Genomic DNA, 21,914 nt, shown 5'->3' with positions numbered 1-21,914 from the left:
CCCGCTGTCTGTTCAGCGGGGCTTTTTTTAAAGCCGAGGCAGTGGATTGGTGCCGTTTTTATAAGGTTCCCAATCGGCAAATGTAGCCAGGTCGGGATAGTAGCGCTTGCGCCAAGCTTTAACCTTCGGGTTCATCATCCTGCGCCAGACGGGCGGCACCATCGCGGCCACGCCCATCAACGTATAGCCGTAAGGGAGCTGCGGCGCTTCGGTCTCGTCGTAATTCTGCAAAAGCGGAAAGCGACGGTCTGGTTTGTAATGGTGGTCCGAATGGCGTTGCAGATTGATCAGCAACCAGTTCGTCGCCATATGCGCCGCGTTCCAGCTGTGATGCGGTTTCACGTGTTCGTATTTACCTTCACCCAGATGCCGCCGGGTGAGGCCGTAATGTTCGACGTAATTGGTGAGTTCCAACTGCCATATCGCGACGATGGCCTGCCAGACAAAGAGCATGAGCCCCGGCACACCGCCAATCAGCGTGGCTAAGATCAGCATCATGAGCTGCAGCGTCCAATAGCGGAAATGCGGATTGCGCGGATGCCAAGCCGACAAGCCTCTGCGCGCAAGCAGTGCCTTTTCCGCCTCCCAAGCGGACCGCGGACATTCCCGCAGCACGCGGAAGAAATAGTGATGAAAGCCCTCATTATAGAGCGCCGTCACCGCATCGCGCCGTGTGCCTACATGTTTGTGGTGGACCAACAAGTGCTCGGTGCGGAAATGGGAATAGAGAACGGAGGCCAACAGCAGATCGCCCAGCCAACGCTCCATATTGTTACGCTGATGGCAAAGCTCATGGGCATAAACCATGCCGGTCGTGCCGGAGGAGACGCCAAGACCAAAGAACACCACGAGGGTTTCCAGCACGGAGAGGTGATCCGTGTGGGTCACAAACCAGATCAGCCCAAAGATGTTCACGAATTGCACCGGGAACCAGATGATCGTGATAGCGCGATACCAGAAAAGCTCGCTTTCCGCTGTGTTCGGATCTGGATTGTCGGTGTTGAGCCCCAGAATTCCGTCGAGAAATCCGAACATATACCACGCATAAAGCGGCACAATGATCACGGTCCAGCCGCCGACAATGGCGCCAAGCCAGATCAAGGGCACAAGGGTGAGCGACAGCCAAAAGGGGATCGCATTTCGAAAACTGATTTGGGCCATATTCATCGGATCAAACTTCCAGACGCCAGCGGGACTGGCGCTAATCCTCTAGGCTCTGATGGGCGAGGTCAAACGCCTTTCGCATTACGGTCGGAAGATCAGAGGCGCGGAACGCGTTTTGGCCCCGCAAGGCAAGTCCTTCGGGTGGATTTGTCACATCTTTCGCGGCATGAACCGTCAGGATCAGATGGAAATGCGTGAAGGTATGACGCACCTCGCCAAGCTCGATCCAATTCCCCTCAAAAGGCGCCTCTTTGGGGTGCTCTTCCTGCCATTCGGTACCGGGCCAGCCCAACATGCCGCCCAAAAGACCCCTCTCTGGCCGTTTCTCCAAAACCCATTCGCCGCGCGACGTACGTCCGATATAGGCGTGGCCATGCCGGGTAGGTTTCGGCTTTTTGGGCGTTTTCAGCGGGAATCGAGCCGCATCTCCGGCCTCTCGAGCCTCGCAATCATCCATCAAGGGACAAAGCGCGCAGGTCGGAAATTTCGGGGTACAGATCGTCGCCCCCAGATCCATCATCGCCTGCGCGTGGTCGCCCGGACGTTCTTTGGGCGTCAAAGTGTCGGCCAATTCCGTCAATTCTGGCTTAGCCGAGGGAAGCGGTGTTTCGACCCGAAACAGGCGCGAAACGACCCGTTCGACATTGCCGTCCACGACCGTCTCTGATTGGTCAAAGGCGATGGAGGCAATGGCGGCAGAGGTATAGGGGCCGACGCCTGGAAGGGACTGCAACTCAGCTCTCGTGCGGGGAAATTCGCCCTTATATTTGTCCCGGATCACGCGCGCGCATTTCAAAAGGTTCCGTGCGCGGGCGTAATAGCCAAGGCCGGCCCACTCTCCCATGACTGTCTCATCTTCGGCATTTGCGAGATCGATGACGGTGGGCCAAAGCGTGGTGAATCGCTCGAAATAGGATTTCACGGCGGCCACTGTCGTTTGCTGCAACATGATTTCAGACATCCACACCCGATACGGATCAGGTATGACGCCGCGCACGCGATCCGAGGGCGATGTGCGCCAAGGTAAGACGCGCGCATGGGCGTCGTACCACCCCAAAAGCTGCGTCGCGATATCGTCGTGTTTCATGTCGTCACGCAATCTTTAGGTCCTGTCATCTGCTTTCTTCTGGCGTGTTGCGCCTGTGGCAATAGAATAGGGTTCAGAAGCGAAGAAACCAGACGGGAAATCATGACCGAGGCGCAGCCATATGTGAAAAGACGCAAGAAGGGGTTCGAGAGAACCGCCAGTCTTTTGCAGCGCCGTATCCAGGAGGCGTCCGAATCCCGTGGGTTTTCGCAATCCAAATTGCTCACCCATTGGGAAGAAAGCGTCGGACCGGAGATTGCGGCCATGTCGCGCCCTGTCAAAGTGTCCTACGCCAAGGGCGGCTTCGGCGCCACGCTTACGCTTTTAACCACCGGCGCTTACGCGCCGATGCTTCAGGCAGAACTTCCGAAGATTCGCGATCGCGTGAATGCCGTCTACGGTCACAACGCGATCAGCCATATTCACATCACGCAAACCGCGCCGATGGGGTTCTCCGAAGGCCGCGCCGTTTTCGAGACCCAAAAGCCTAAACCCAAACCGCAAATGACGCCGGAGACCCAAGCCGAGGCCAAATCCCTCGCCGATGGGGTTCATGATGAGGCTCTGCGTCAGGCGCTTGAGAAATTCGCCGGGACATTCCTGACCCGACACAGCACTACAACAAAGGAAAACTGATGAACCGCCGCACCTTCATGATCACCACCGCACTGGCAACACTCGGTGGCGCGCTTTTGCTGAAACCCTCTGCCGTCACGAATTTCATCGTGTCTCCGGCCGCGGCTCAGGATGCTGACACCTCCGAGATCGCCGATCTGGTTCTTGGCGATGCAGATGCGCCGATCGAATTGATCGAGTATGCGTCCTACACCTGCCCGCATTGTGCGAACTTCCACAGCGCCGTGTTCGAGCCGTTGAAGAAAGACTATATCGACACTGGCAAAGTAAAATTCGTTTATCGCGAAGTCTACTTTGACAAATTCGGTCTCTGGGCCTCTATGGTCGCACGTTGTGGCGGGGAAATGCGCTACTTCGGCGTTCAGAAAATGCTCTACGAAGAGCAGGCCGAGTGGCTCGCAGGTGGCAAAGACACGATGGAAATCGTCGAGAACCTGCGCAAAATCGGCAAGCGCGCCGGTTTGACGGACGAGAATCTCGATGCCTGCCTCAACGATGGCGAGATGGCGGAACAGCTCTACGCGAAATTCACCAAAGAGATCGAAGAATACGACGTGAATGCCACGCCGACGCTGGTCATTGATGGTGAGAAACATTCGAACATGAGCTACGCGGACCTCAAGGAAATTCTTGACGCGAAACTTGAGGGCTAAGACCCTAATCCAGCCCCAAACGGCTCAAATGTGCATCAATCTCTGACCAGTCGGAGACAGTGAGCCGCACGGGCAGGGTGACCACCTTCATACGAAAGGCGCGGGGCAAACGCACCGCGTCTTTTTCTGTGGTTACCATCTGTGCTCCCAGTGCCATGGCTTCGATTTCGAGCCTTTTCATCAGTGGAATGGACAGCGGTTGGTGATCTTTGAGCGCCTCAGTTCGCAGAAGATCGGCGCCCAGATCGCGCAGGGTTTGAAAGAACTTTTCGGGATGACCGATGCCTGCGAAAGCCATGACCTGAAGCCCCTGCCAATCCAGCCCGGTCGGCAGCGGTTGCAAGGTCGCCTGAGCGCGCGAAATAGACACAAATCCAGCCCAATTCGACGTAAACCGCTCCTGTGCAGCGGCATCACCGATGGAGATCAGAACATCGCCACGCGCCATGCCGACAGAAACGGGCTCACGCAACGGTCCGCCAGGCAAAACACGCCCGTTGCCAAAGCCACGATGGGCATCGACCACAACGAGCGTGAGGTCTTTTTCGACCGAGGGGTTCTGCATGCCGTCATCAAGGAGGATCACATCTGCCCCAGCCGCTTCGGCCGCGCGCACGCCTGCGGCACGGTCTTTGGCGACCCATACCGGCGTGAAGGCGGCGATCAGAAGAGGTTCGTCGCCAGTATCATCGGCGCTATGGGCGCGCTCATCGACGCGCACAGGGCCTTCGAGCTTGCCGCCGTAGCCGCGCGAGACGACGTGGGGCGTGTGCCCGCGTTCGATCAATCTCTGCACCAATGCGATAGTGGTGGGTGTTTTGCCCGTCCCGCCCGCGTTGATGTTGCCGACACAGATCACCGGCACGGAGGCGCGATAGCCGGGCTTTTTGAGCCGCTTGGCCGTCGCCTTAGCGTAGAGCGCGGAGAGCGGCGAAAGCAAACGCGCCTGCCAACCCGGGTTTTCCGCAGGATTAGACCAGAACAGAGGCTGTTTCATGGCGTGATCCTTTCCCGAAGATCAAGGAAATCCTGCACCAAATTTGCCACGCGATCCGTGACCTCGGCGCCTGTGGAGGCCACTTCCCATGCCGCACCCGCCATCAACGCAGCCTGATCGGGGGACATCAAACGTCCGACCTCTTCGCCAAGCTCAAATCCATCATTCACAGCGCGCACCGCATTTCCGGCCGCAAGGCGGGCGTAGGCGGTGGTGAAATCGGAGACGTTGCGGCCATGTAAAATCGCGGAGCCCATCGCGGCGGCGGGATAGGGATCACTGCCGCCGAATGGCCCGAGAGAGCTTCCCATGAAGCTGATCGGTGCGATCCTGTGCCAGAGACCTTCCTCGCTGTGATGGGGTTCATTCGCGAGAATGACGACCTGATCCGATTCGGAGATGGGGTGGTCTGGGTCGAGAATTGCGGCAGTCAGGCCCGCAGTTTCCATCTGGGCCAACACGCTGTCTCGCGTTGAGGGATCGGACAGGGATAGCGCCAACAACAGTCGGTGCGCGCGGCGCAGCGCACGTTTGTGGGCGCGGATCACCTCGCTGACTTCTGAACGATCCAGTCGCGCCGCATACCAAGTGGGGCGCGTGCCGATCTCCGCCATCCGGCGTGTCAGCTCCTCTTCATCGACGCTGGGCGCGATGCCGCCCTCTTCGAGATAGCCCAAAACCTCGATCTGCTCAGCGTTAAGACCCGCACGACGCCACGGATACGCGGCCTCGGATGTGGCGGTGATCACGTGATCGAAACCGCCAAGCACGTGTTTGCGCAGGCCGGGAACGGGGCTGGTCAGATCGAGCGTGGTTGGGCTCTCGGGGGCTTCGATCGCGAGTGTGGGAATATGCCGTTCATGCGTTTCGCGCAGCAGGTTCGGGCGGAACTGGCCTCCGATCCAAACGAGACTGTCGGGGGACCAATGGTCGAGAAACCGTCGCGCGATGGCGCTGTCGTCCTCTGGCAAGATCGTGAGATGGCCATTTTCGAGTGCAGCGCCTGCGAGCGGCTGCACATCTGGGGATAGCGTGATCAGTCCGAACATATCGGGCCGGTCCTCGCTGATGCGACACATGAGCTCCATCGCGGGGCGAAGCGCAAAACTGGTTGCAGCGTGCAGCCAGAGCACTTCGCCTTTGGGGCGGTTTGGCAGATTTTGCGCAAGTCGCTGATCGCGGGCACTCTGGGAGAGCGCTCCGTTTTGGACGAGGCGATCAAGCCGTTCGGCGCGATGCCGTCCGCTTTTACGGCTTAGCCCGGAATAGAGCAGATAGGGAAAGGGTCGGGCCATGTGGCCTTATCCTCAGGCCCCAAGCTCTTCGGTGGGGGAGGCGTTTTGTGCTTCGTCGCGCAGTCGGTGCAGGTGGGCGATGAAATAGCGCATGTGGGCATTGTCCACGGTGCGCTGTGCTTCCGCTTTCCACGCGTTGTGCGCCGTCTCGTAATCGGGGAAAATCCCAACGATGTGAATGTCGTCGACATTGCGGAACACGGTTTTGGACGGGTCAATCAATTCGCCGCCGAACACGAGGTGCAGTCTTTGTGCCATGGAAACTCTCCGAATGTTATGGGCGCACCCTAGTCCAATCGCCGGGGGGGTCAAGCGGTCGACGCCATGCGCTTAATTCTTGGGCGGCATATTGCGGTTTTTTGACCTTTTTCGCGATGAACTGTTTTCCTCCCTCTGTGCTGCGGTCATCATGAGGCCATGAAGACCGAGAAGACCGCCCCCCGCCTGATCGTATTTTCCGATCTCGACGGCACGTTGCTGGACCATGACAGCTATTCATGGGCCGCGGCTGAACCGGCGTTGCAAGAGATGAAACGTCTCGGCCTTCCTCTGATTTTGGCGAGTTCGAAAACCGCTGCCGAGATCGCAGAACTGCGCTCTGAGATGGGGTTCGACCATGCGCCTGCGATTGTCGAAAATGGCGCGGGTATTCTGGCACCGGGCACTGGCGCTTTGTCGGATCGGACAGCGCACGATTCCCTCCAAGCGGCCTTGGCCGATCTGCCGCAAGACTTGCGTCAGCACTACACCGGCTTTTCCGATTGGAGCGTCGAAGAGGTGGCACAAAACACCGGGCTTCCTTTGGCGCAAGCAACGCTGGCCGCGCAAAGGCAGTTTTCAGAGCCCGGACTTTGGAGTGGATCAGATGAAGATCTGTCGCGCTTTGAGGCTGCGCTGATGGAACAGGGCATCCATGCTCGGCAGGGCGGGCGCTATTTGACCCTGTCGTTCGGCGCGACCAAGGCGGATCGCATGGCCGAAATTATCGCAGATTACACCCCGCGGCCTATCACGATGGCTCTGGGCGATGCGCCTAATGATGTCGAAATGATCGCCGCGGCAGATTACGGCGTTGTCGTGCGCAATTCACATGGGCCGGGTATCCCGACCCTGCCCGGAGAGGCGACGGGCCGGATCGTGCGCACAGGTGCGCCCGGCCCCGAAGGTTGGAACATTGCGGTGCTCTCACGCATCGCACAAGACTATCAAAGTACCGAGAAAGGCTAAGACATGGCGGATTTTCATCAGGGCGGGCATGTCGCCACATTGCACAATCTGCGCATCAATTCCGAAGAGGACCTGAGCCGGGAACTCAATGCCTTTTCCTCGACGCGTAAAATCACGCTGATCCTGCCGTCGCTGTTTTCCGAGCTCGAAGGCGATGCGCTGACGAATATCGTCGATGAGTTGAACAAGGTCGATTTCATCCATCGCATCGTCATTGGCCTCGACCGCGCCACCGAAGAGCAATATCGCTACGCGCTTCAGTTTTTCTCGCGTCTCAAGGCCGATCATGTGGTGCTTTGGAATGATGGTCCGCGCCTCTCTGCAGTGGATGCTCGTCTCAAAGAGCTGGACCTTTCGCCCTCTGAGCCGGGTAAGGGCCGCAATGTTTGGTTCTGCATGGGCTACACGATTGCCCGCGCCGACAGCGCCGTGGTCGCCGTGCATGATTGCGATGTGGTGACCTATTCCGCCGAAATGCTGGCGCGTCTGGTCTACCCGGTCGCGAACCCGACCTTTCCCTATCAGATGTCCAAAGGTTTCTACCCCCGCGTGGCCGACGGCAAGTTGAACGGTCGAGTGACGCGGCTTTTGGTGACGCCGATGATTCATGCGCTGGCCAAGGTTCTGGGGCCGCGCGAGTATCTCGATTTCCTGTCGGATTTCCGCTATCCGCTGGCCGGCGAATTTGCCATGCGCACCTCGATCCTTCCGGATATGCGTATCCCTTCGGATTGGGGGCTTGAGATCGGTTTGCTCTCCGAGGCTTGGCGCAATCTCAGCCCGCGTGCGGTCTGTCAGGTCGAAATTTCCGATCGTTACGATCACAAACACCAAGATCTCAGCGAAGAGGATGCCAAAACCGGCCTGTCTCGTATGTCCGTGGACATCTGCAAAGCCCTCTATCGCAAGCTCGCGGCAGATGGCACGGTGTTTTCCGAAGAGATTTTCCGCTCGATCAAAGCCACGTATTATCGCGGCGCGCTCGATCTCATCGAGACTTATTTCAACGATGCGCGGATGAACGGGCTGCATGTGGACCGTCATTCCGAGGAAAAAGCGGTGGAGCTGTTTGCGAACAACATCATCCTCGCGGGCAGTGTGTTCCTCGACAATCCGATGGAGACGCCCTTTATCCCGAACTGGTCGCGGGTGCATTCGGCGGACCCGGACATCATTGCCTCCATGACGCGGGCCGTCGCCGAGGATATGGAAGAGTATAAATAAGCTGGATTAGGCTCTATTTCAGCCGTGCGAGGATGCCATCCGCCAGATTGGGGCATCCCGCCACCAAGCCGTTCAGTTGCGGCCTCGGTTGGTTGAAAACCGGTGCCTTTCCCTCGCGATCCGTGACTTGTCCCCCGGCTTCGGTCAGGATCAGCGTGCCGGCGGCCACGTCCCATTCCCAAGTGTCGCGAAAGCTGAACATCGCGTCATAGCGCCCCTGCGCCACAAGTGTCAGCCGGTAGGCGAGGGAGGGTCGGTATTTGTGAATGAATTTCGGCGCGCCTCCCTGCCAATGTTCGTCGTCCAAATGCTGGCGCGGGGCCAGAACGGTCGCGCCATCGAGATCGCAGCGTTCCGTCACGATCAGAGGGTCGTCGTTAAGATAGGCACCCTGTCCTTTGACGGCGTGAAACAACCGCTCACGCAGCGGCAAAAACACCACAGCCGCGATCACCTCGCCCTCTTCGGCGATTGCCAAAGAATGTGCCCAATTGTGGTCGCCATGGATAAAGCTGCGGGTGCCGTCGATCGGATCGACGATGAACACGCGTTCTTTGCCGAGGCGCTCGGAGGTGGTGTCGACGGTTTCTTCGGAAAGCCAGCCATACTCAGGCCGCTCAGACAGCAGATACTCGTGGAGCATCCTGTCGACGGCCAGATCGGCCTCCGTTACCGGACCTTGCCCGCTGCCCTTGTCCCAGACCTCCGGATCGGCGCGCCAATAGGGGCGGGCGATCTCGCCAGCGTTGCGCGCGGCCTCTATCAACAGTTCGAGATCTTCTTCTGCACCGACTGCCACCTGCTTAATCTCCGGCAAGTGTCATCCCTTCGACCAAAAGCGAGGGCACGACGCGGCTCAGATGTGCGCGCGCGTCATTCGCGGGCACGATGGTTTTCAGCATATCGCGCAGGTTCCCGGCGATGGTGCATTCGTTGACCGGATAGGCGACCTCGCCGTTCTCGATCCAAAATCCGCTCGCTCCACGGGAATAATCACCAGTTGTAGGGTTGATCGAAGAGCCGATCATGGAGGTGATCAAAAGTCCGGTGCCCATCTCGCGCATCAACTCGTCGCGGCTCTGTGTGCCCTGAGTTAGGCTCACATTTCCAGAAGTCGGTGAGGGCGGACCCGACACGCCACGCGAGGCGTTAGCTGTGCTCTCAAACTCCAGTTTGCGGGCGGTCGCGAGGTCGAGAACCCAAGAGGTCAGCCGTCCGTTTTCCACTAAAGCGCGTTTCTGTGTCGCAAGCCCTTCGGCATCGAACAGACGCGAGGCAGAGGTACGCGGGCGGTGCGGGTCCTCGATGACGGAAAGACCACTCGGCAAGACATCTTCGCCCATCGCGTCCCGCAGCCAGCTTGCGCCGCGTGCAATCGCGGAGCCGTTGATCGCGGACAGAAGATGCCCGATCAGCGACGAAGAAATCCTCTCGTCGAACAGCATCGGATAGGCGCCGGTCTTGGGCTTGCGTGCGCCGAGACGGGCGACGGTGCGTTCGGCGGCCAGAAGGCCGATCTCTTCGGGGCTGGGCAGGTCCGCGCCGAAAATCCGGCTTTCGCCGCAATAATCGCGCTCCATCCCCGTGCCTTCACCTGCGATGGCAACGGTGGAAATCATCCGGTCGCTGCGGGCATAGCCGCCGCTGAACCCATTGGTCGCGGACAGGTAAATCTGACGACGCCCGTAAGCTGCGGCGGCGCTGTCGACCTGCGATACGCCTTTGTAGCCGGCGGCTGCCGCCTCGGCGCGCAGGGCGTCCTCTTTAAGTTGCTCGGGCGATGGCTCTTCGGAGGGATCGAACAGTTCCAAAGAACTTGCGTCGGTGTTCGCGGTGATTTGTGTCGGATCGGCAAGACCAGCAGTCGGGTCCTCTGGCGCTAGACGCGCCATGGTAACCGCGCGTTCGGCCATGGTGGCCAGTGTCTCAGGACGGGTGTCGGAAGCAGACACGCAGGCCTGTCGTTTGCCGATCAGCACCCGCAACCCGATGTCCACCCCTTCGGAGCGCTCCGCCTGTTCCAATGCGCCTTGACGCACATTGATGGACAGGGAGGTGCCGTCGATGGCCATCGCATCTGCGGCCTCGGCCCCGGCACTCATAGCGGCCTCAAGAAGCGCCTCGGTCAGGTCTTTGAGGTTGCGCGTCATGACGGGGTCTCCTGTTTCGTCTGAATTGCGTGTCAGATGCACCGCCCGCCCGCAAAGCGCAAGCAGGCGGTGCGTCTTCGTGTTTAGAACGGCAGCGGTTGCCCGTTGGCGATGATCTGGCCGTCTTCGGTCATTTCGATCTCGGACACCAACTCGCCTGCGGTCTCACCCGGACGGGCAAAGAGGCCCAGCATCATTTGTGCCGACATGGCTTGTTCCGGCGGCATGATGCCAGCGGAGGACAGTTTGGTGATCAGATCGGTCACGCCCACCATATTGAGCGAGAGCTTGCCCGCGAAAGGCGGCAGGCCACCCGGCACGGCCGGTTCCTGATCGAGGAAGTGACCCGCGCCTTCGCCCCGGATCGTAGCGCCCGCGAGATCGAGGAAAATTTCTGGGATATTCAGTGTCTCGACCTTGAACGGCATCTTGGCGCCGCTCTCTTCCATGGCGGTCAGCGCGGCGACGTCAAATAGATCGATGCCATTCTCCAAGGTGCCATCCAAAGCAATGCGCAGGCTCGCTGGGTCATGCGGAAGCTGACCTGTTGGGTCCGCGATCATCCACGCGATCTCCGGCAGGACCAATCCTTCCAACCCGAGACGAAGCTCGAAGGGCTGCATCTCTTCGGAGGCGGCCAGCGGGAAAAGCAGGGCGGCGTTGTATTGCTGTAGAGAAACATTTGCCTGACCGCCGGGAATTTGCGCGCCAGCGGCAATGACGTTGAGATCGGCTGCTTTGGAGTCATAGCCAACTGCACCGTCGTTGAGTGTCATATCCAGAGTTGTGGAGCCTGTTGTGGCGTCGATGGTCATTCCGCCGCCCGGAGTCTCGCTTACGATCGCCATGGAGTAGGTGCTGCCTGCCATTTCGATGGTGACATCCATGGAGCTGTCGCCGAGTAGGGTTTGCATGAAGTCGACATTCTCGCCTTCGGGCAGTGTGAAGGAGCCCGTCATCTTCATGTCATTGGCCGCAAAGCCCATCTCGACCTTGTCGCCAGTTTCGGTGTCCATCGGATCGAAATCATAGGTCAGAGTATTGGCGTTCAAGTCCATCTCTGAGCTCAAGCCGTCTTCGCCCTCCACAATCGTATAGGTGCCGCCGATGCCGATCATGGCGACCGAGAGCCCCGGTTGGATCACCATGTCATCAATGACGACGGCTTCGCTTTTTGACGTTACAGCGTTGTTCTCTAGGGTAAACATAAGGCTCTCGGGAGTTCCCGAAACCATCGTGATCCCGTCAATGGTCATGGTTGAGCGGGTTTCGATCATGTCTGTCTCTGCAGCGCCGTCGAACCCCGGGCCCACCGGCGTGACCGAAATCGAATTCAGCGGTTCGACAAACCGCACCGCGACTGTGCCGCCGTTCTGCTCTTGAAACCGAATCTCCGGGGCCGTGGTGGTGGTGGTGACTGAGGTTTCACCCAGGTCCATCTCCAGGCCATAGACCATATTGCGCACGACCAACGTGTCGCCTTCGCGCGTCACCTCGGCGGTCGGTTCCATGCCCATTTGGGCCATCTGGCCACGGTAGGCCTCCCAGGCCTCTTCCGGCGTGATGTCGGCAAGCGCCGGGGTGCCCATCAGGCAAAGCGCGGTGAGCGCGGTGGTCGAAAACAGGGTACGCATAAAAATCTCCTTGAACAGTTGCGCGTACAGTTTCGTGCTTTGCGCGGAGGGTCAAGACTGGAACCCCGGCTCGTCAGACCTTATGGTCGCGGAGAATTATGAGAGAGGCCAAACTATGTCAGACGTCACTGGAAAAACCGTTGTCATCACCGGGGCGAGCCGTGGCATTGGCGAGGCTGCGGCCCGTCTTTTTGCCGCATCCGGCGCGAAGGTCGCGCTTTTGGCACGAAGCGCGGACGCGATCACCAAGATCGCCGAGGACATCGGACCGAATGCTTTGGCGGTGCCCTGCGACATCTCAAAATTTGTGGAGATTGACGCCGCGATGAGCGCGGTCGAGAGCCACTTTGGCACCATCGACATCCTGATCAACAACGCCGGTGTGATCGACCCTATCGGCGATCTCAAAACCTGTGATCCCGAGGCTTGGGGCCATCTGATCGACATCAACGTCAAAGGTGTCTTCTATGCCATGCGACGTGTCGTGCCGGAGATGGTGGCCCGTGGTTCTGGCACGGTCTTGACCATTTCGTCTGGCGCCGCGCACCACCCGGTCGAAGGCTGGAGCGCCTATTGTAGTTCCAAAGCTGGCGCGGCGATGCTGACCTCCATGCTCGATCTCGAAGAACGCGCCAATGGCATTCGCGTGATGGGTCTGTCTCCGGGCACTGTTGCGACCCAAATGCAGCGTGACATCAAAGCTTCCGGCATCAATGCGGTGAGCCAGCTCGACTGGTCCGACCATATCCCGCCTGAATGGCCCGCGCAGGCTTTGCTCTGGATGTGCGGTGCCGAGGCGGACGCGCATCTGGGCGAAGAACTGTCCCTGCGGGACGAAGGGCTGCGTCGAAAGATCGGGGTGATCTCATGATCGATTTGGCGCGCGACGGTGATCTGTGGATTGTGACACTAAACCGGCCTAAAAAAGCTAATTCCCTGACCTCCGAGATGCTATCTCGGCTCATCGAAATCGCGGATGATGCGGCGGGAGAGGCCAAGGTTTTCGTGCTGACAGGTGCAGGCAAGGTGTTTTCCGCAGGCGCCGATCTCGATGAGGCGCGCGCCGGTCTTGCAACCTCGCCTCTGTGGGAGGATTTGTCGGGAAAGATCGCGGCCTTGCCTTCCCTGACTATTGCGGCGCTGAATGGTACTCTGGCGGGCGGTGCCTTTGGCATGGCTTTGGCTTGTGACATCCGCCTGTCCGATCCGTCTGCGAAATTCTTTTACCCGGTGATGAAGCTCGGCTTTCTGCCGCAGCCCTCCGATCCGGTGCGACTTTCGACCCTAATCGGGCCTGCGCGGGCGAAAATGATCCTTATGGCGGGGCAGAAGATCACCGCTGAGGAGGCGCTGTCTTGGGGGCTGGTGGACCGCTTGGTTCCTGCAACGGATCAGAAAGAGGCTGTCGTAGAGCTGTCTCTGGCGGCGCTTGAGGCTGTGCCCGCGCATATCGCCGGGATCAAGGCCCTGATCCAGCCGTGAGTGAGGCTTCTCTTCAGGTTGATGTACTGGTCGTGGGTGCCGGCCCTGCCGGGCTCATGGCGGCGGATGTGGTGTCCAAAGCGGGCCGCAGCGTTCTGATCGCCGAGGCCAAACCCTCGCCCGCGCGCAAATTCCTCATGGCCGGAAAATCGGGTCTAAACCTGACGAAAAACGAACCTTTGGATGCATTTTTACAGGCCTATGCGCCGTTGCATGCGGCCCTCCACGCGGCCCTGAAGGACTTCGGTCCGCAAGAGGCCATCGCTTGGGCGGAAGCCTTGGGGCAGGAGATGTTCACGGGCTCCACGGGCCGGGTGTTTCCCAGGGTGATGAAGGCGTCGCCTTTGCTCCGGGCATGGCTTGCGCGGCTGGAGGAACAAGGCTGTGACCTTCGTCGAAATTGGCGCATGGAGGCCCTCGGCGACACGGTGCGTTTTTCGACGCCGGAGGGGCCGCGCGAGGTTTTGGCGAAACGTGTGATCCTGGCGCTCGGAGGGGCGAGTTGGGCCAGATTAGGGTCGAATGGAGCTTGGGTCGATGCCGTCTCGCCCTATGTCGAGCTTGCTCCGTTTGAGCCGTCAAACGTCGGTCTTTTAGTCGACTGGAGTTCTCACATGACCCGCCACTTCGGGCATCCCGTCAAAGGCGTGACCCTGCGCGCCGGGGCGTATGAGAGCCGAGGCGAATTTGTTATCTCCGCGACCGGCCTTGAGGGCGGCGGGATTTATAGCGTCACGCGCGGGCTGCGTAATGGCGCGCCTTTGATGCTCAATCTCTTGCCAGACTGGTCGGAGGATAAAGTCAAACAGACCCTAATCCAGCGAAAATTGAAGGAAACTCTGACGAAGTTCCTCAAACGCGCTTTGCGGCTCACGCCGGAGAAGGTCGCGCTGGTCATGGAGTTTGCAGGGTCTAAGCCTGATGATCTCATCACCGCGCTCAAGGCTCTTGAGATCAAAGGTCTCAAATTCCGCCCGATGGATGAGGCCATTTCTACGGCTGGCGGCGTGACCTTCGAGAGCCTCACGGATCATCTGGAGGCCATCGCGAAACCCGGTCTGTTTTTCGCAGGCGAGATGCTCGACTGGGACGCACCGACAGGCGGCTATTTGTTGACCGCCTGTCTCGCCACCGGACGTCTAGCCGGGCTTGGCGCGCTCAGATCTCTTTCATAACCTCGGCGGCAATCTCGAAGGAGCGCAGCCGTTTCTGATGATCATGGATATTCGCCGCAAAGATGATTTCATCCGGCTTATAACGGTCGATCAGCGCCGTGACTTTGTCCTTCACCATCGGTTTCGTACCAGTCGCCGAGACCGCAAAAATTGCATCGAGCGAGGGCAGGAACTGCGCGGGCACGACCGTGGAAATATCCTCGACAGGATAGGGCAATTTGCCGGGGCGGCCCATGCGCAGATTGGCGAAAGTCTGCATCATCGACGAGCGCAGATAGACGGCTTCTTCGGCGCTCTCGGCGGCAAAGACATTGGTGGCCAGCATGAAATAGGGCCTGTCGAGATACTCTGATGGCTGGAACAGATCGCGGTAAATTTTCACTGCCTGATCCAGCGCGGCAGGCGCGAAATGAGAGGCGAAGGCGTAGGGCAGGCCCAATATGGCCGCCAGTTCCGCACCATAGGTCGAAGAGCCGAGCATCCACACCGGGACATGGGTGCCAGTTCCGGGAAAGGCGCGAACAGCGGCGGTTTCGGGCATGTCACCGAGATAGGCCATGACCTCCTGCACATCTTGCGGAAAGGTTTCGCCATTGGCATGGCCTGGCGTCAGATTGCGCCGGAGCGCGCGTGCTGTCGGCATATCCGTTCCCGGCGCGCGACCGAGGCCCAGATCGATACGATCACCATACAACTCCCGCAACGTGCCGAAGGCTTCGGCCACTTGCAAAGGCGCATGGTTCGGCAACATGATCCCACCCGCTCCGATGCGAATCGTCGAGGTATGCGCCCCGATATGCCCGATCACCACGGCGGTCGCGGCGGAGGCGATCCCCGGCATGTTGTGATGTTCGGCCAGCCAGAACCGGTTGTAGCCCCAGCCTTCGGCACGTTGCGCCAGATCGACGGAGTTCTTTAACGCGTCAGCGGTGGAGGTGCCTTCGGGCACGGGAGAGAGATCGAGAAGGGAATAGGGGGTCATGTGCGGCTCCTTTCCTCTACATCTGGGGCGTTTCGGAGCGCGAACAATGGTGGTTTTCGCTCAGCGCCGTTGCGCGAGCATGGCAAGTCGGATGAGCGCGCGTTCCATAACGGCCATGGTCGGAGCCTTGGATGAGGAGCGCAGCGTCAGGTCAGTGTCGGTCAGAATGGAGAGTGCGGTTTCCAGTTTGTACATGCCCCAGCCGGAGGCCTGTTTCGTCATCCGGTCCCGGCGCGGGCCAAAGATGGGCGGGCGCGCTGCGGCAATGCCTGCGCCCGCGCCATTCGGATGCGAGGCGGCGGCGTGCAGGCTTCGGAAATGCCGCATGGCAAAGATCGAAAGCGCAACGGGATCGCTGCCCTGCCCCGCGAGTTTGATCATCAGGGGGCCAAGTTCATTCGCGCGCCCTTCGGCCACGGCGTTGAGCACATCGTCCACCTCGGCCTCCGTGGTGGCGGGGGCGCAACTTTGCACGTCTTCGCTAGAGACGGGCGTGGCGTCGCCCAGTTTGTAGAGCGCGAGCTTTTCCAAGGTCTGGCGAAAATCGCCGGGATCAATCGTGCGGGCCAGCGCTTCGATGTCGGTCATGGCGTCGCGGGAAATGTCCGTAATGCCCGCTTTCGACAAAGTGGCCTCGATCTCCGCACGCGATGGCGGATCGGCGTAGATGGCGATGGCGTAGGCGCTCGGGTGGCCTTCAAAGAGCTTGCGCAGTTTCGAGGTGGCTTTGAGCTGACCGGCGGTGACAACGATCTGCGCATCCCCGTCACGCCAGTCGAACAGAGCATCCTTGGCAAGATCGGCGATCTGGTCGGTGGCATCCTCGACAAAGGCCACGCGCGGACCGGGGAAAAAGCCTTGGGATTTCAGCGCGTCCATTAGGAGCGTCTTGTCTTTGCGCAGCTCAGCGCCCGACATGCGGGTGAGGCGCATTTCCTCTTCGCCTTCTTTGCCGATCAGACCCTCAATCACCTCTTGGCGGCGCAGTGCGATGCGCATGGCGTCGGGGCCATAGAGCAGCACGCCTGCCTTCCCGGGGTCGGGCTTGGCGAAGTAGGAGATCGCATCCCGAGCGGAAAGCTTCATGCGGGCAGCTCAACGGTGGCGATGATCTGGCTCACCATCTGATCGGCGAGAATGACCATCAGGCGTTCGTAGGCATCGCGCGAAGCGGTCAGCGTATCGACCGACGACCCGGTGGCGGAATAGGCGGTAAAGCTCGAGGCCTTGCGTTTGGCCAACAGACGCCCTGTCGCAATATCGGTCAGGGTGTAATTGACCTCACCGGTCACATGGTAGCGCAGGATTTCCTGATCACGGGTGATGCCGATCTGATTCTGATTGGTCGAAATCGTATAGCCGAGGCGATAAAGCGGCGTTTGCGTCGGACCGAATTGCTCGGTGAGGCGATTGACCAGATTGTAGCTTTCGCGCGTGCTGGGGGCGGCAATGTCGACCTTGCCACGCAGCGCGGAGCCGCTGCTTCCCGGCCCGTAAGCCGGGGTGAACCCGCAGCCCGCGAGGGCTGCGAACGAGATCAGGAGAGTTCTGCGATCAAATGACGACATTGACGATGCGGCCCGGGACAACGATGAGTTTCTTCGGCGACCCGCCATCGAGCGCCTTTTTCACAGCATCGTTTTCCAGCACCAGCTTTTCAACCTCTTCCTTCGGCATATCTTTGGGAACAGAGATTTCGTCGCGGCGTTTGCCGTTGATCTGGATCGGAAGCGTCACCGTGTCCTCGACCAGCATCGCCTCGTCTGGCTTGGGCCACGGCGCTTTCGCGATGAGGCCCTCGCCACCCAGCATCGACCACATGTCTTCCGCGAGGTGCGGGGTCATGGGGGACATGAGCTGTGCCAGCGTTTTGAGCGCAAAGCGTTTCGCCTCGCGGCCTGCTTTGGACCTCGCAATTGTGTTGGTGAAACCGTAGAGCTTCGCAATCGAAGCGTTGAAGCCAAAGCTCTCGATGCCTTGCGTGACTTCGAACATCGCCTTGTGGGCGGCGCGCATCAGCTCGTCGTCGCCTTGGCCCTGTTCCGGCGTGGCGTCGAGCTCTGCGGCCAGACGCCAGACGCGCCCCAAATGTTTGTGCGAGGCTTCGGCGCCCGAGGCGGTCCATTCCACGTCACGTTCCGGCGGACTATCGGAGAGCACGAACCAGCGCGCAGTATCGGCGCCGAATTGTTTGATGATCTCGACCGGGTCCACCACGTTGTTTTTGGACTTGGACATCTTGGCGGAGGGCACAATCTCGACTTCTGTGCCGTCTTCCAAGTAGCCTTTGCCGTCCCGCAGTTCGACCTCTTCCGGGTAGTGATACTTCGGACGTCCATCGGCACCCACGGTTTTGTAGATCGCGTGGGTCACCATGCCTTGCGTGAACAGCGCGTCAAACGGTTCGCGCGCGCTGTCGGGCAGATGCCCTGTCTCGTTCATCGCACGGGCGAAGAAGCGGGAATAGAGAAGGTGCAGAATCGCGTGCTCGATGCCGCCGATATATTGATCGACGTTCATCCAATACTCGGCGTCCTCGGCGACGGTCGGTGTCGTGGCATGCGGCGCGGTGAAGCGGGCGTAATACCACGAGCTGTCGACAAAAGTGTCCATCGTGTCGGTCTCGCGCAGAGCCGCGCCGCCGCATTTCGGACAGGTCGTGTTGCGCCAAGACGGGTGACGGTCCAGCGGGTTGCCGGGGATGGAGAAATCAATCGCTTTGCCATCTTCATCGAAGGGCAGCTCGATCGGCAGGTTCTCTTTCTTCTCCGGCACCACGCCGCAAGCCTCGCAATGCACCACCGGGATCGGACAACCCCAATAGCGCTGACGGGACAGACCCCAATCGCGCAGGCGGAACTTGGTCACGCCATGGCCGACACCGTTCGCTTCGCAGAAATCGACGGCGGTGTTGACGCCCTCATCGCCGGTCTGAACCTCTTCGCCCGCGAAACCACGGATGTATTTCACGGTTTCGGATTTCGTCGGAACAAAGGCTTCGGCCTCGTTCAAATCGCCCTCAACCGGCGCAAAGACATAGTTGATCGGCAGGCCGTATTTGGTCGCGAAATCAAAGTCGCGCTGGTCATGCGCCGGGCAGCCAAAGATCGCGCCGGTGCCGTAATCCATGAGGATGAAGTTGGCGATATAGACCGGCAGTTCCCACGCCGTGTCGAACGGATGGCGCACGGTCAGGCCGGTGTTGAGGCCCAGTTTCTCGGCCTTCTCGATGGCTTCCTCTGTGGTGCCACCCTTGCGGCACTCCTCACAGAAAGCTGCGATCTCCGGGTTCTCGGCGGCCAGTTCTTTGGCCAGCGGGTGATCGGCGGAGATGCCCACGAAAGACGCGCCCATCAGAGTGTCGGGACGGGTGGTGTAGACTTCAATCCGGTCGTGATGGGCGGGGGCATCGACAATCGAGAAAGCAAACTGAAGACCGCGCGATTTTCCGATCCAGTTTTTCTGCATCGTCTTGACCTTGTCAGGCCAATTGTCGAGATGGTCGATAGCCTCCAACAGGTCTTCGGAATAGTCGGAAATCTTAAAGAACCATTGCGTCAGTTCCTTCCGCTCCACCGGCGCGCCGGAGCGCCAGCCGCAGCCGTCGATCACCTGTTCGTTGGCCAGAACCGTCATGTCGACCGGGTCCCAGTTCACCGTGGCGTTCTTGCGATAGACGAGACCCTTTTCCAGCATATCGAGGAACATGGCCTGTTGTTGGCCGTAATAGTCCGTGTCGCAGGTCGCGAACATGCGCGTCCAGTCGATGGAGAGGCCCAGCGGCTTCATCTGGTCGACCATCGTGTCGATGTTGTTGTAAGTCCAGGTCTTCGGATGCCCGCCAGAGGCCATCGCGGCGTTCTCTGCCGGCATGCCGAACGCGTCAAAGCCCATCGGGTGCAACACGTTGAACCCGGTCGAGGATTTGTAGCGCGCCACCACATCGCCCATGGTGTAGTTGCGCACGTGACCGATGTGGATGCGGCCCGACGGATAGGGGAACATCTCAAGCACGTAGTACTTCGGCTTGCTCTCGTCACGCTTGGCGAGGAACACATCCGCCTCATTCCAGGCAGACTGCCATTTCGGTTCGATCTCGCTGGGCGCGTAGCGGCTCATGTTCACATCCTCAATCTCAGACAAACGCCGGGCAAGTAGGCCCGGCGTGGTCATAAATCCTTGGCTCTCCGGGGTCCAGAGGCCTTGTGTTGCTCGCCTCAGTTTCCTGAACGAAGCTGGCGGGCGCGGGTCAAAATCGCATCTTCCACGGCCTGAACCGTCTCCTGGCTTACCGCGCCGCCGCGGGTGTAGAGCGAAACGTTCAGGGTGCGCGCATCCAGCGCCGGATCGGTCACGTTGATCACCGCACGATAGGCGCGGCCGCCGCCCGGCGGGGTGCCGTAGCCGGTGATGATCACGCCGGTGAAGGGATCGGCCTCTTGCACAGGCAGGAAGGACAAGACGTCAAGCGCCGCGTTCCAGATGTATTTGTTGACTTGCACGGTGTCGGACACAGAGCCGCGACCGCCGCCAAAGATAGTGCGGCGTTTCGGCTGTTCGATCACGATGGTTTCGCCGTTGGGAATTTCGACAACCTGACCTGTAGAGCGCGTGTCCACGGTTTGTGTCTGGGGCGTGCTGCCTTCGACCGCGACAACGGTCTCTTTCTTGCCGCCGGAGAAAGGCAGCGAGCCCATGCTGTCACCAAGGGAACCGACACTGTCAAACGCGCCACAGCCCGCAAGCGAAAGGGTCGCGATCAAGGCGGTGGTCAGAAAGGATGGGCGAAACATCTACGGCTCCCTTACAAGATATCGCCGCAACCGTATCGCTCAGGGGCAAAAGGAACAAGGCCCCAAAATGCCCGATTAAAAAAGGAATTGGACAAAAGGAAAGGGCCGCTCCGAAGAGCGGCCCTTAAGAATTTCAATTCCGTTAGGAATTAGAATTCGAAGGACAGGGACACGGTGGCGCCGGAGTACAGCTCGTAGCCGCCGAGGCCGGTGTCGATGTCGTCGGTTGCACCGAAGAAACCGTCTTCGTAGTTGGTGTGGTCAGCGTAGGACGCGAGGAAGGTTGCGCCGCCGCCGAGGTCGTACTCAGCCACAACGTAAGCAGCGTAGTCGTTGTCGTTGTAGTCGTCGCCGTCGATGTAACCAGCGGTCACAACCAGGCCGTTGCCGAAGTCGTACTGACCTTCAACAGCGTACTCGTCAGCGCCGTCGATGACGTCGAGGCCGTCGAAGATCACGCCAACTTCGTAGTAAGCAGCGATGGTGAGCGGGCCGTCAGCGTAGTCAACGGAGATGCCGTAGGACGGATCGATGCTGCCGCCGCCGGAGATGTCGTAGGCGGTGTAGTAAGCGCCGAGGGTCACCGGGCCAACCGGGTAAGCAACTTCGATACCGTAAGCGTCGATGTCGCCGAGGCCGAAGTAGTCGGTGGTGCCGTAGGAACCCATGACCTCAACGCCAGCGAAGGTGCCAGCAACGGTCAGAGCGTAGGTTTCGGTGGCCATTACATCGTCAAAGTCTTCTTCTTGGTAGAAGAAGCCAACTTCAACCATGTCGAAGTCTGCGCCGAGGTACAGTTGCTGCGCGCCGAGATCACCACCAACGGTGACGGAGGAGTAAGCAGCGGAGAACTGGTTGTAGGAAGCGGTGACCAGGAGGCCGGCGTTGGCGGACTCGGCATCAACCACGGCGTAGTAGTCGTCCCAGCTCATGTAGTCGCTGGAGTCGTCGGACAGGGTGTCGATGCCTTGGAAGTCGTCGATCGCGTCAACAACGTCGAACAGGCCGGTGACGTAGTCGAAGGACGCCAGAGCGGTGTCAACGTCGCCGAAGGACAGGCCGAACATGTCGTTGGACAGGGAGAGAACCCAGTCAGAGGAGTCGACGGTGCCGAGGCTGTAGGTGGAGCCTTGAGCGTCTTCTTCGAGGTCGATGTCGAGCGAAGCAGAAGCGGTCCAGCCGTTGTTCAGCTCTTGGGACAGGTTCACGTAGAGGCCGGCATCCCAGTAGAAGCCGTCTTCGTAATCGTCGTTGTAGCCGATTTCTGCGTCACCGGACCAGGTCACTTCAGCGGAAGCGGCGCCAGCAAGCAGGGCGATCGCTGCGGAAGAAAGAAGGATGTTTTTCATTTTTTTCCCTCGTGGAATTTTATGAATATCAGGCATGCCGGCTTACCCGACACATGGCGAGAGAAA

Annotated in this window: 21 protein-coding genes; 7 read left to right on the top strand and 14 right to left on the bottom strand. The window is 59.6% G+C overall.

What is annotated here, in order from left to right:
- Nucleotides 1–27: 27 nt before the first annotated feature.
- Together J5Y17_RS00415 and mutY are read right to left on the bottom strand one after the other, a co-directional pair.
- A complete protein-coding gene (locus tag J5Y17_RS00415; protein WP_219783235.1) occupies nucleotides 28–1,167 on the bottom strand; it encodes an alkane 1-monooxygenase in 1,140 nt (379 codons plus the stop codon).
- 34 nt (nucleotides 1,168–1,201) lie between these two features.
- On the bottom strand, nucleotides 1,202–2,251 hold the full coding sequence (gene mutY, locus J5Y17_RS00410; protein WP_219783234.1) for an A/G-specific adenine glycosylase: 1,050 nt from the start codon (nucleotides 2,249–2,251) through the stop codon (nucleotides 1,202–1,204).
- 123 nt (nucleotides 2,252–2,374) lie between these two features.
- Between mutY and J5Y17_RS00405 the strand changes: the two genes are divergently transcribed.
- Together J5Y17_RS00405 and J5Y17_RS00400 are read left to right on the top strand one after the other, a co-directional pair.
- Complete coding sequence (locus J5Y17_RS00405) at nucleotides 2,375–2,887, top strand: DUF721 domain-containing protein (protein WP_370628794.1); 513 nt, start codon at nucleotides 2,375–2,377, stop codon at nucleotides 2,885–2,887.
- Nucleotides 2,887–3,540, top strand: a complete 654-nt coding sequence (locus tag J5Y17_RS00400) for a DsbA family protein (protein ID WP_219783232.1) — start codon at nucleotides 2,887–2,889, stop codon at nucleotides 3,538–3,540. Before J5Y17_RS00405 ends, J5Y17_RS00400 begins: the two co-directional genes overlap by 1 nt.
- A 4-nt stretch (nucleotides 3,541–3,544) precedes the next feature.
- Here the strand turns inward: J5Y17_RS00400 and lpxK are convergent, their stop codons facing one another.
- The 3 genes from lpxK to J5Y17_RS00385 are packed head-to-tail and all read right to left on the bottom strand — an operon-like array spanning nucleotide 3,545 to nucleotide 6,090.
- Nucleotides 3,545–4,537: a tetraacyldisaccharide 4'-kinase gene (gene lpxK / locus J5Y17_RS00395; RefSeq protein WP_219783231.1), complete on the bottom strand. Its 993-nt coding sequence runs from the start codon at nucleotides 4,535–4,537 to the stop codon at nucleotides 3,545–3,547.
- Nucleotides 4,534–5,832: a 3-deoxy-D-manno-octulosonic acid transferase gene (locus J5Y17_RS00390; protein ID WP_219783230.1), complete on the bottom strand. Its 1,299-nt coding sequence runs from the start codon at nucleotides 5,830–5,832 to the stop codon at nucleotides 4,534–4,536. The genes lpxK and J5Y17_RS00390 overlap by 4 nt, the downstream gene beginning before the upstream one ends.
- A gap of 12 nt (nucleotides 5,833–5,844) precedes the next feature.
- Nucleotides 5,845–6,090, bottom strand: a complete 246-nt coding sequence (locus J5Y17_RS00385; RefSeq protein WP_167601300.1) for a DUF4170 domain-containing protein — start codon at nucleotides 6,088–6,090, stop codon at nucleotides 5,845–5,847.
- 159 nt (nucleotides 6,091–6,249) lie between these two features.
- Between J5Y17_RS00385 and J5Y17_RS00380 the strand changes: the two genes are divergently transcribed.
- Both J5Y17_RS00380 and J5Y17_RS00375 read left to right on the top strand, forming a co-directional pair.
- Nucleotides 6,250–7,059 (top strand): mannosyl-3-phosphoglycerate phosphatase, encoded by an 810-nt coding sequence (locus J5Y17_RS00380; RefSeq protein ID WP_219783229.1) that lies wholly within the window; start codon nucleotides 6,250–6,252, stop codon nucleotides 7,057–7,059.
- Nucleotides 7,060–7,062: 3 nt separating this feature from the next.
- On the top strand, nucleotides 7,063–8,283 hold the full coding sequence (locus J5Y17_RS00375) for a glycosyl transferase (RefSeq protein ID WP_219783228.1): 1,221 nt from the start codon (nucleotides 7,063–7,065) through the stop codon (nucleotides 8,281–8,283).
- Between the two features lie 13 nt (nucleotides 8,284–8,296).
- On the opposite strand, the gene J5Y17_RS00370 is transcribed toward J5Y17_RS00375, so the two are convergent.
- From J5Y17_RS00370 to J5Y17_RS00360, 3 genes are all read right to left on the bottom strand, one after another.
- On the bottom strand, nucleotides 8,297–9,100 hold the full coding sequence (locus J5Y17_RS00370) for a 3'(2'),5'-bisphosphate nucleotidase CysQ (protein ID WP_255571768.1): 804 nt from the start codon (nucleotides 9,098–9,100) through the stop codon (nucleotides 8,297–8,299).
- Nucleotides 9,087–10,433 carry a TldD/PmbA family protein gene (locus tag J5Y17_RS00365; RefSeq protein WP_219783227.1) on the bottom strand — a complete coding sequence of 449 codons (1,347 nt, stop codon included), beginning with the start codon at nucleotides 10,431–10,433 and terminating at the stop codon, nucleotides 9,087–9,089. Before J5Y17_RS00365 ends, J5Y17_RS00370 begins: the two co-directional genes overlap by 14 nt.
- Nucleotides 10,434–10,516: 83 nt before the next feature.
- Nucleotides 10,517–12,067 carry a hypothetical protein gene (locus tag J5Y17_RS00360; RefSeq protein WP_219783226.1) on the bottom strand — a complete coding sequence of 517 codons (1,551 nt, stop codon included), beginning with the start codon at nucleotides 12,065–12,067 and terminating at the stop codon, nucleotides 10,517–10,519.
- Nucleotides 12,068–12,182: 115 nt separating this feature from the next.
- On the opposite strand from J5Y17_RS00360, the gene J5Y17_RS00355 reads away from it, so the two are divergent.
- From J5Y17_RS00355 to J5Y17_RS00345, 3 genes are read left to right on the top strand one after another with little or no spacing between them, the layout of a single operon-like run.
- On the top strand, nucleotides 12,183–12,938 hold the full coding sequence (locus J5Y17_RS00355) for an SDR family oxidoreductase (protein ID WP_219783225.1): 756 nt from the start codon (nucleotides 12,183–12,185) through the stop codon (nucleotides 12,936–12,938).
- Nucleotides 12,935–13,549 carry an enoyl-CoA hydratase/isomerase family protein gene (locus J5Y17_RS00350; RefSeq protein WP_219783224.1) on the top strand — a complete coding sequence of 205 codons (615 nt, stop codon included), beginning with the start codon at nucleotides 12,935–12,937 and terminating at the stop codon, nucleotides 13,547–13,549. The genes J5Y17_RS00355 and J5Y17_RS00350 overlap by 4 nt, the downstream gene beginning before the upstream one ends.
- Nucleotides 13,546–14,724 (top strand): TIGR03862 family flavoprotein, encoded by a 1,179-nt coding sequence (locus tag J5Y17_RS00345; RefSeq protein WP_370628792.1) that lies wholly within the window; start codon nucleotides 13,546–13,548, stop codon nucleotides 14,722–14,724. Before J5Y17_RS00350 ends, J5Y17_RS00345 begins: the two co-directional genes overlap by 4 nt.
- On the opposite strand, the gene J5Y17_RS00340 is transcribed toward J5Y17_RS00345, so the two are convergent.
- From J5Y17_RS00340 to J5Y17_RS00315, 6 genes are all read right to left on the bottom strand, one after another.
- Nucleotides 14,708–15,706, bottom strand: coding sequence for an LLM class flavin-dependent oxidoreductase (locus tag J5Y17_RS00340; RefSeq protein ID WP_219783223.1), 999 nt, complete (start codon nucleotides 15,704–15,706; stop codon nucleotides 14,708–14,710). The genes J5Y17_RS00345 and J5Y17_RS00340 overlap by 17 nt on opposite strands.
- A gap of 60 nt (nucleotides 15,707–15,766) precedes the next feature.
- Nucleotides 15,767–16,792, bottom strand: coding sequence for a DNA polymerase III subunit delta (gene holA, locus J5Y17_RS00335; RefSeq protein ID WP_219783222.1), 1,026 nt, complete (start codon nucleotides 16,790–16,792; stop codon nucleotides 15,767–15,769).
- Complete coding sequence (gene lptE, locus J5Y17_RS00330; protein WP_219783221.1) at nucleotides 16,789–17,274, bottom strand: LPS assembly lipoprotein LptE; 486 nt, start codon at nucleotides 17,272–17,274, stop codon at nucleotides 16,789–16,791. Before lptE ends, holA begins: the two co-directional genes overlap by 4 nt.
- Entirely contained in the window at nucleotides 17,261–19,825 is a 2,565-nt protein-coding gene (gene leuS, locus J5Y17_RS00325; protein ID WP_219783220.1) for a leucine--tRNA ligase, read from the bottom strand. Before leuS ends, lptE begins: the two co-directional genes overlap by 14 nt.
- 98 nt (nucleotides 19,826–19,923) lie before the next feature.
- On the bottom strand, nucleotides 19,924–20,499 hold the full coding sequence (locus J5Y17_RS00320) for a DUF3576 domain-containing protein (protein WP_255571767.1): 576 nt from the start codon (nucleotides 20,497–20,499) through the stop codon (nucleotides 19,924–19,926).
- A gap of 149 nt (nucleotides 20,500–20,648) precedes the next feature.
- Nucleotides 20,649–21,884, bottom strand: a complete 1,236-nt coding sequence (locus J5Y17_RS00315; RefSeq protein ID WP_219783219.1) for a porin — start codon at nucleotides 21,882–21,884, stop codon at nucleotides 20,649–20,651.
- Nucleotides 21,885–21,914: the final 30 nt, after the last annotated feature.

The sequence above is a fragment of the Celeribacter sp. PS-C1 genome, from assembly GCF_019429625.1.
Classification (GTDB): Bacteria; Pseudomonadota; Alphaproteobacteria; order Rhodobacterales; family Rhodobacteraceae; genus Celeribacter.
The sequence above is the reverse complement of the archived record's forward strand: the minus strand, read 5'-3'. Positions and strand labels throughout refer to the sequence as shown.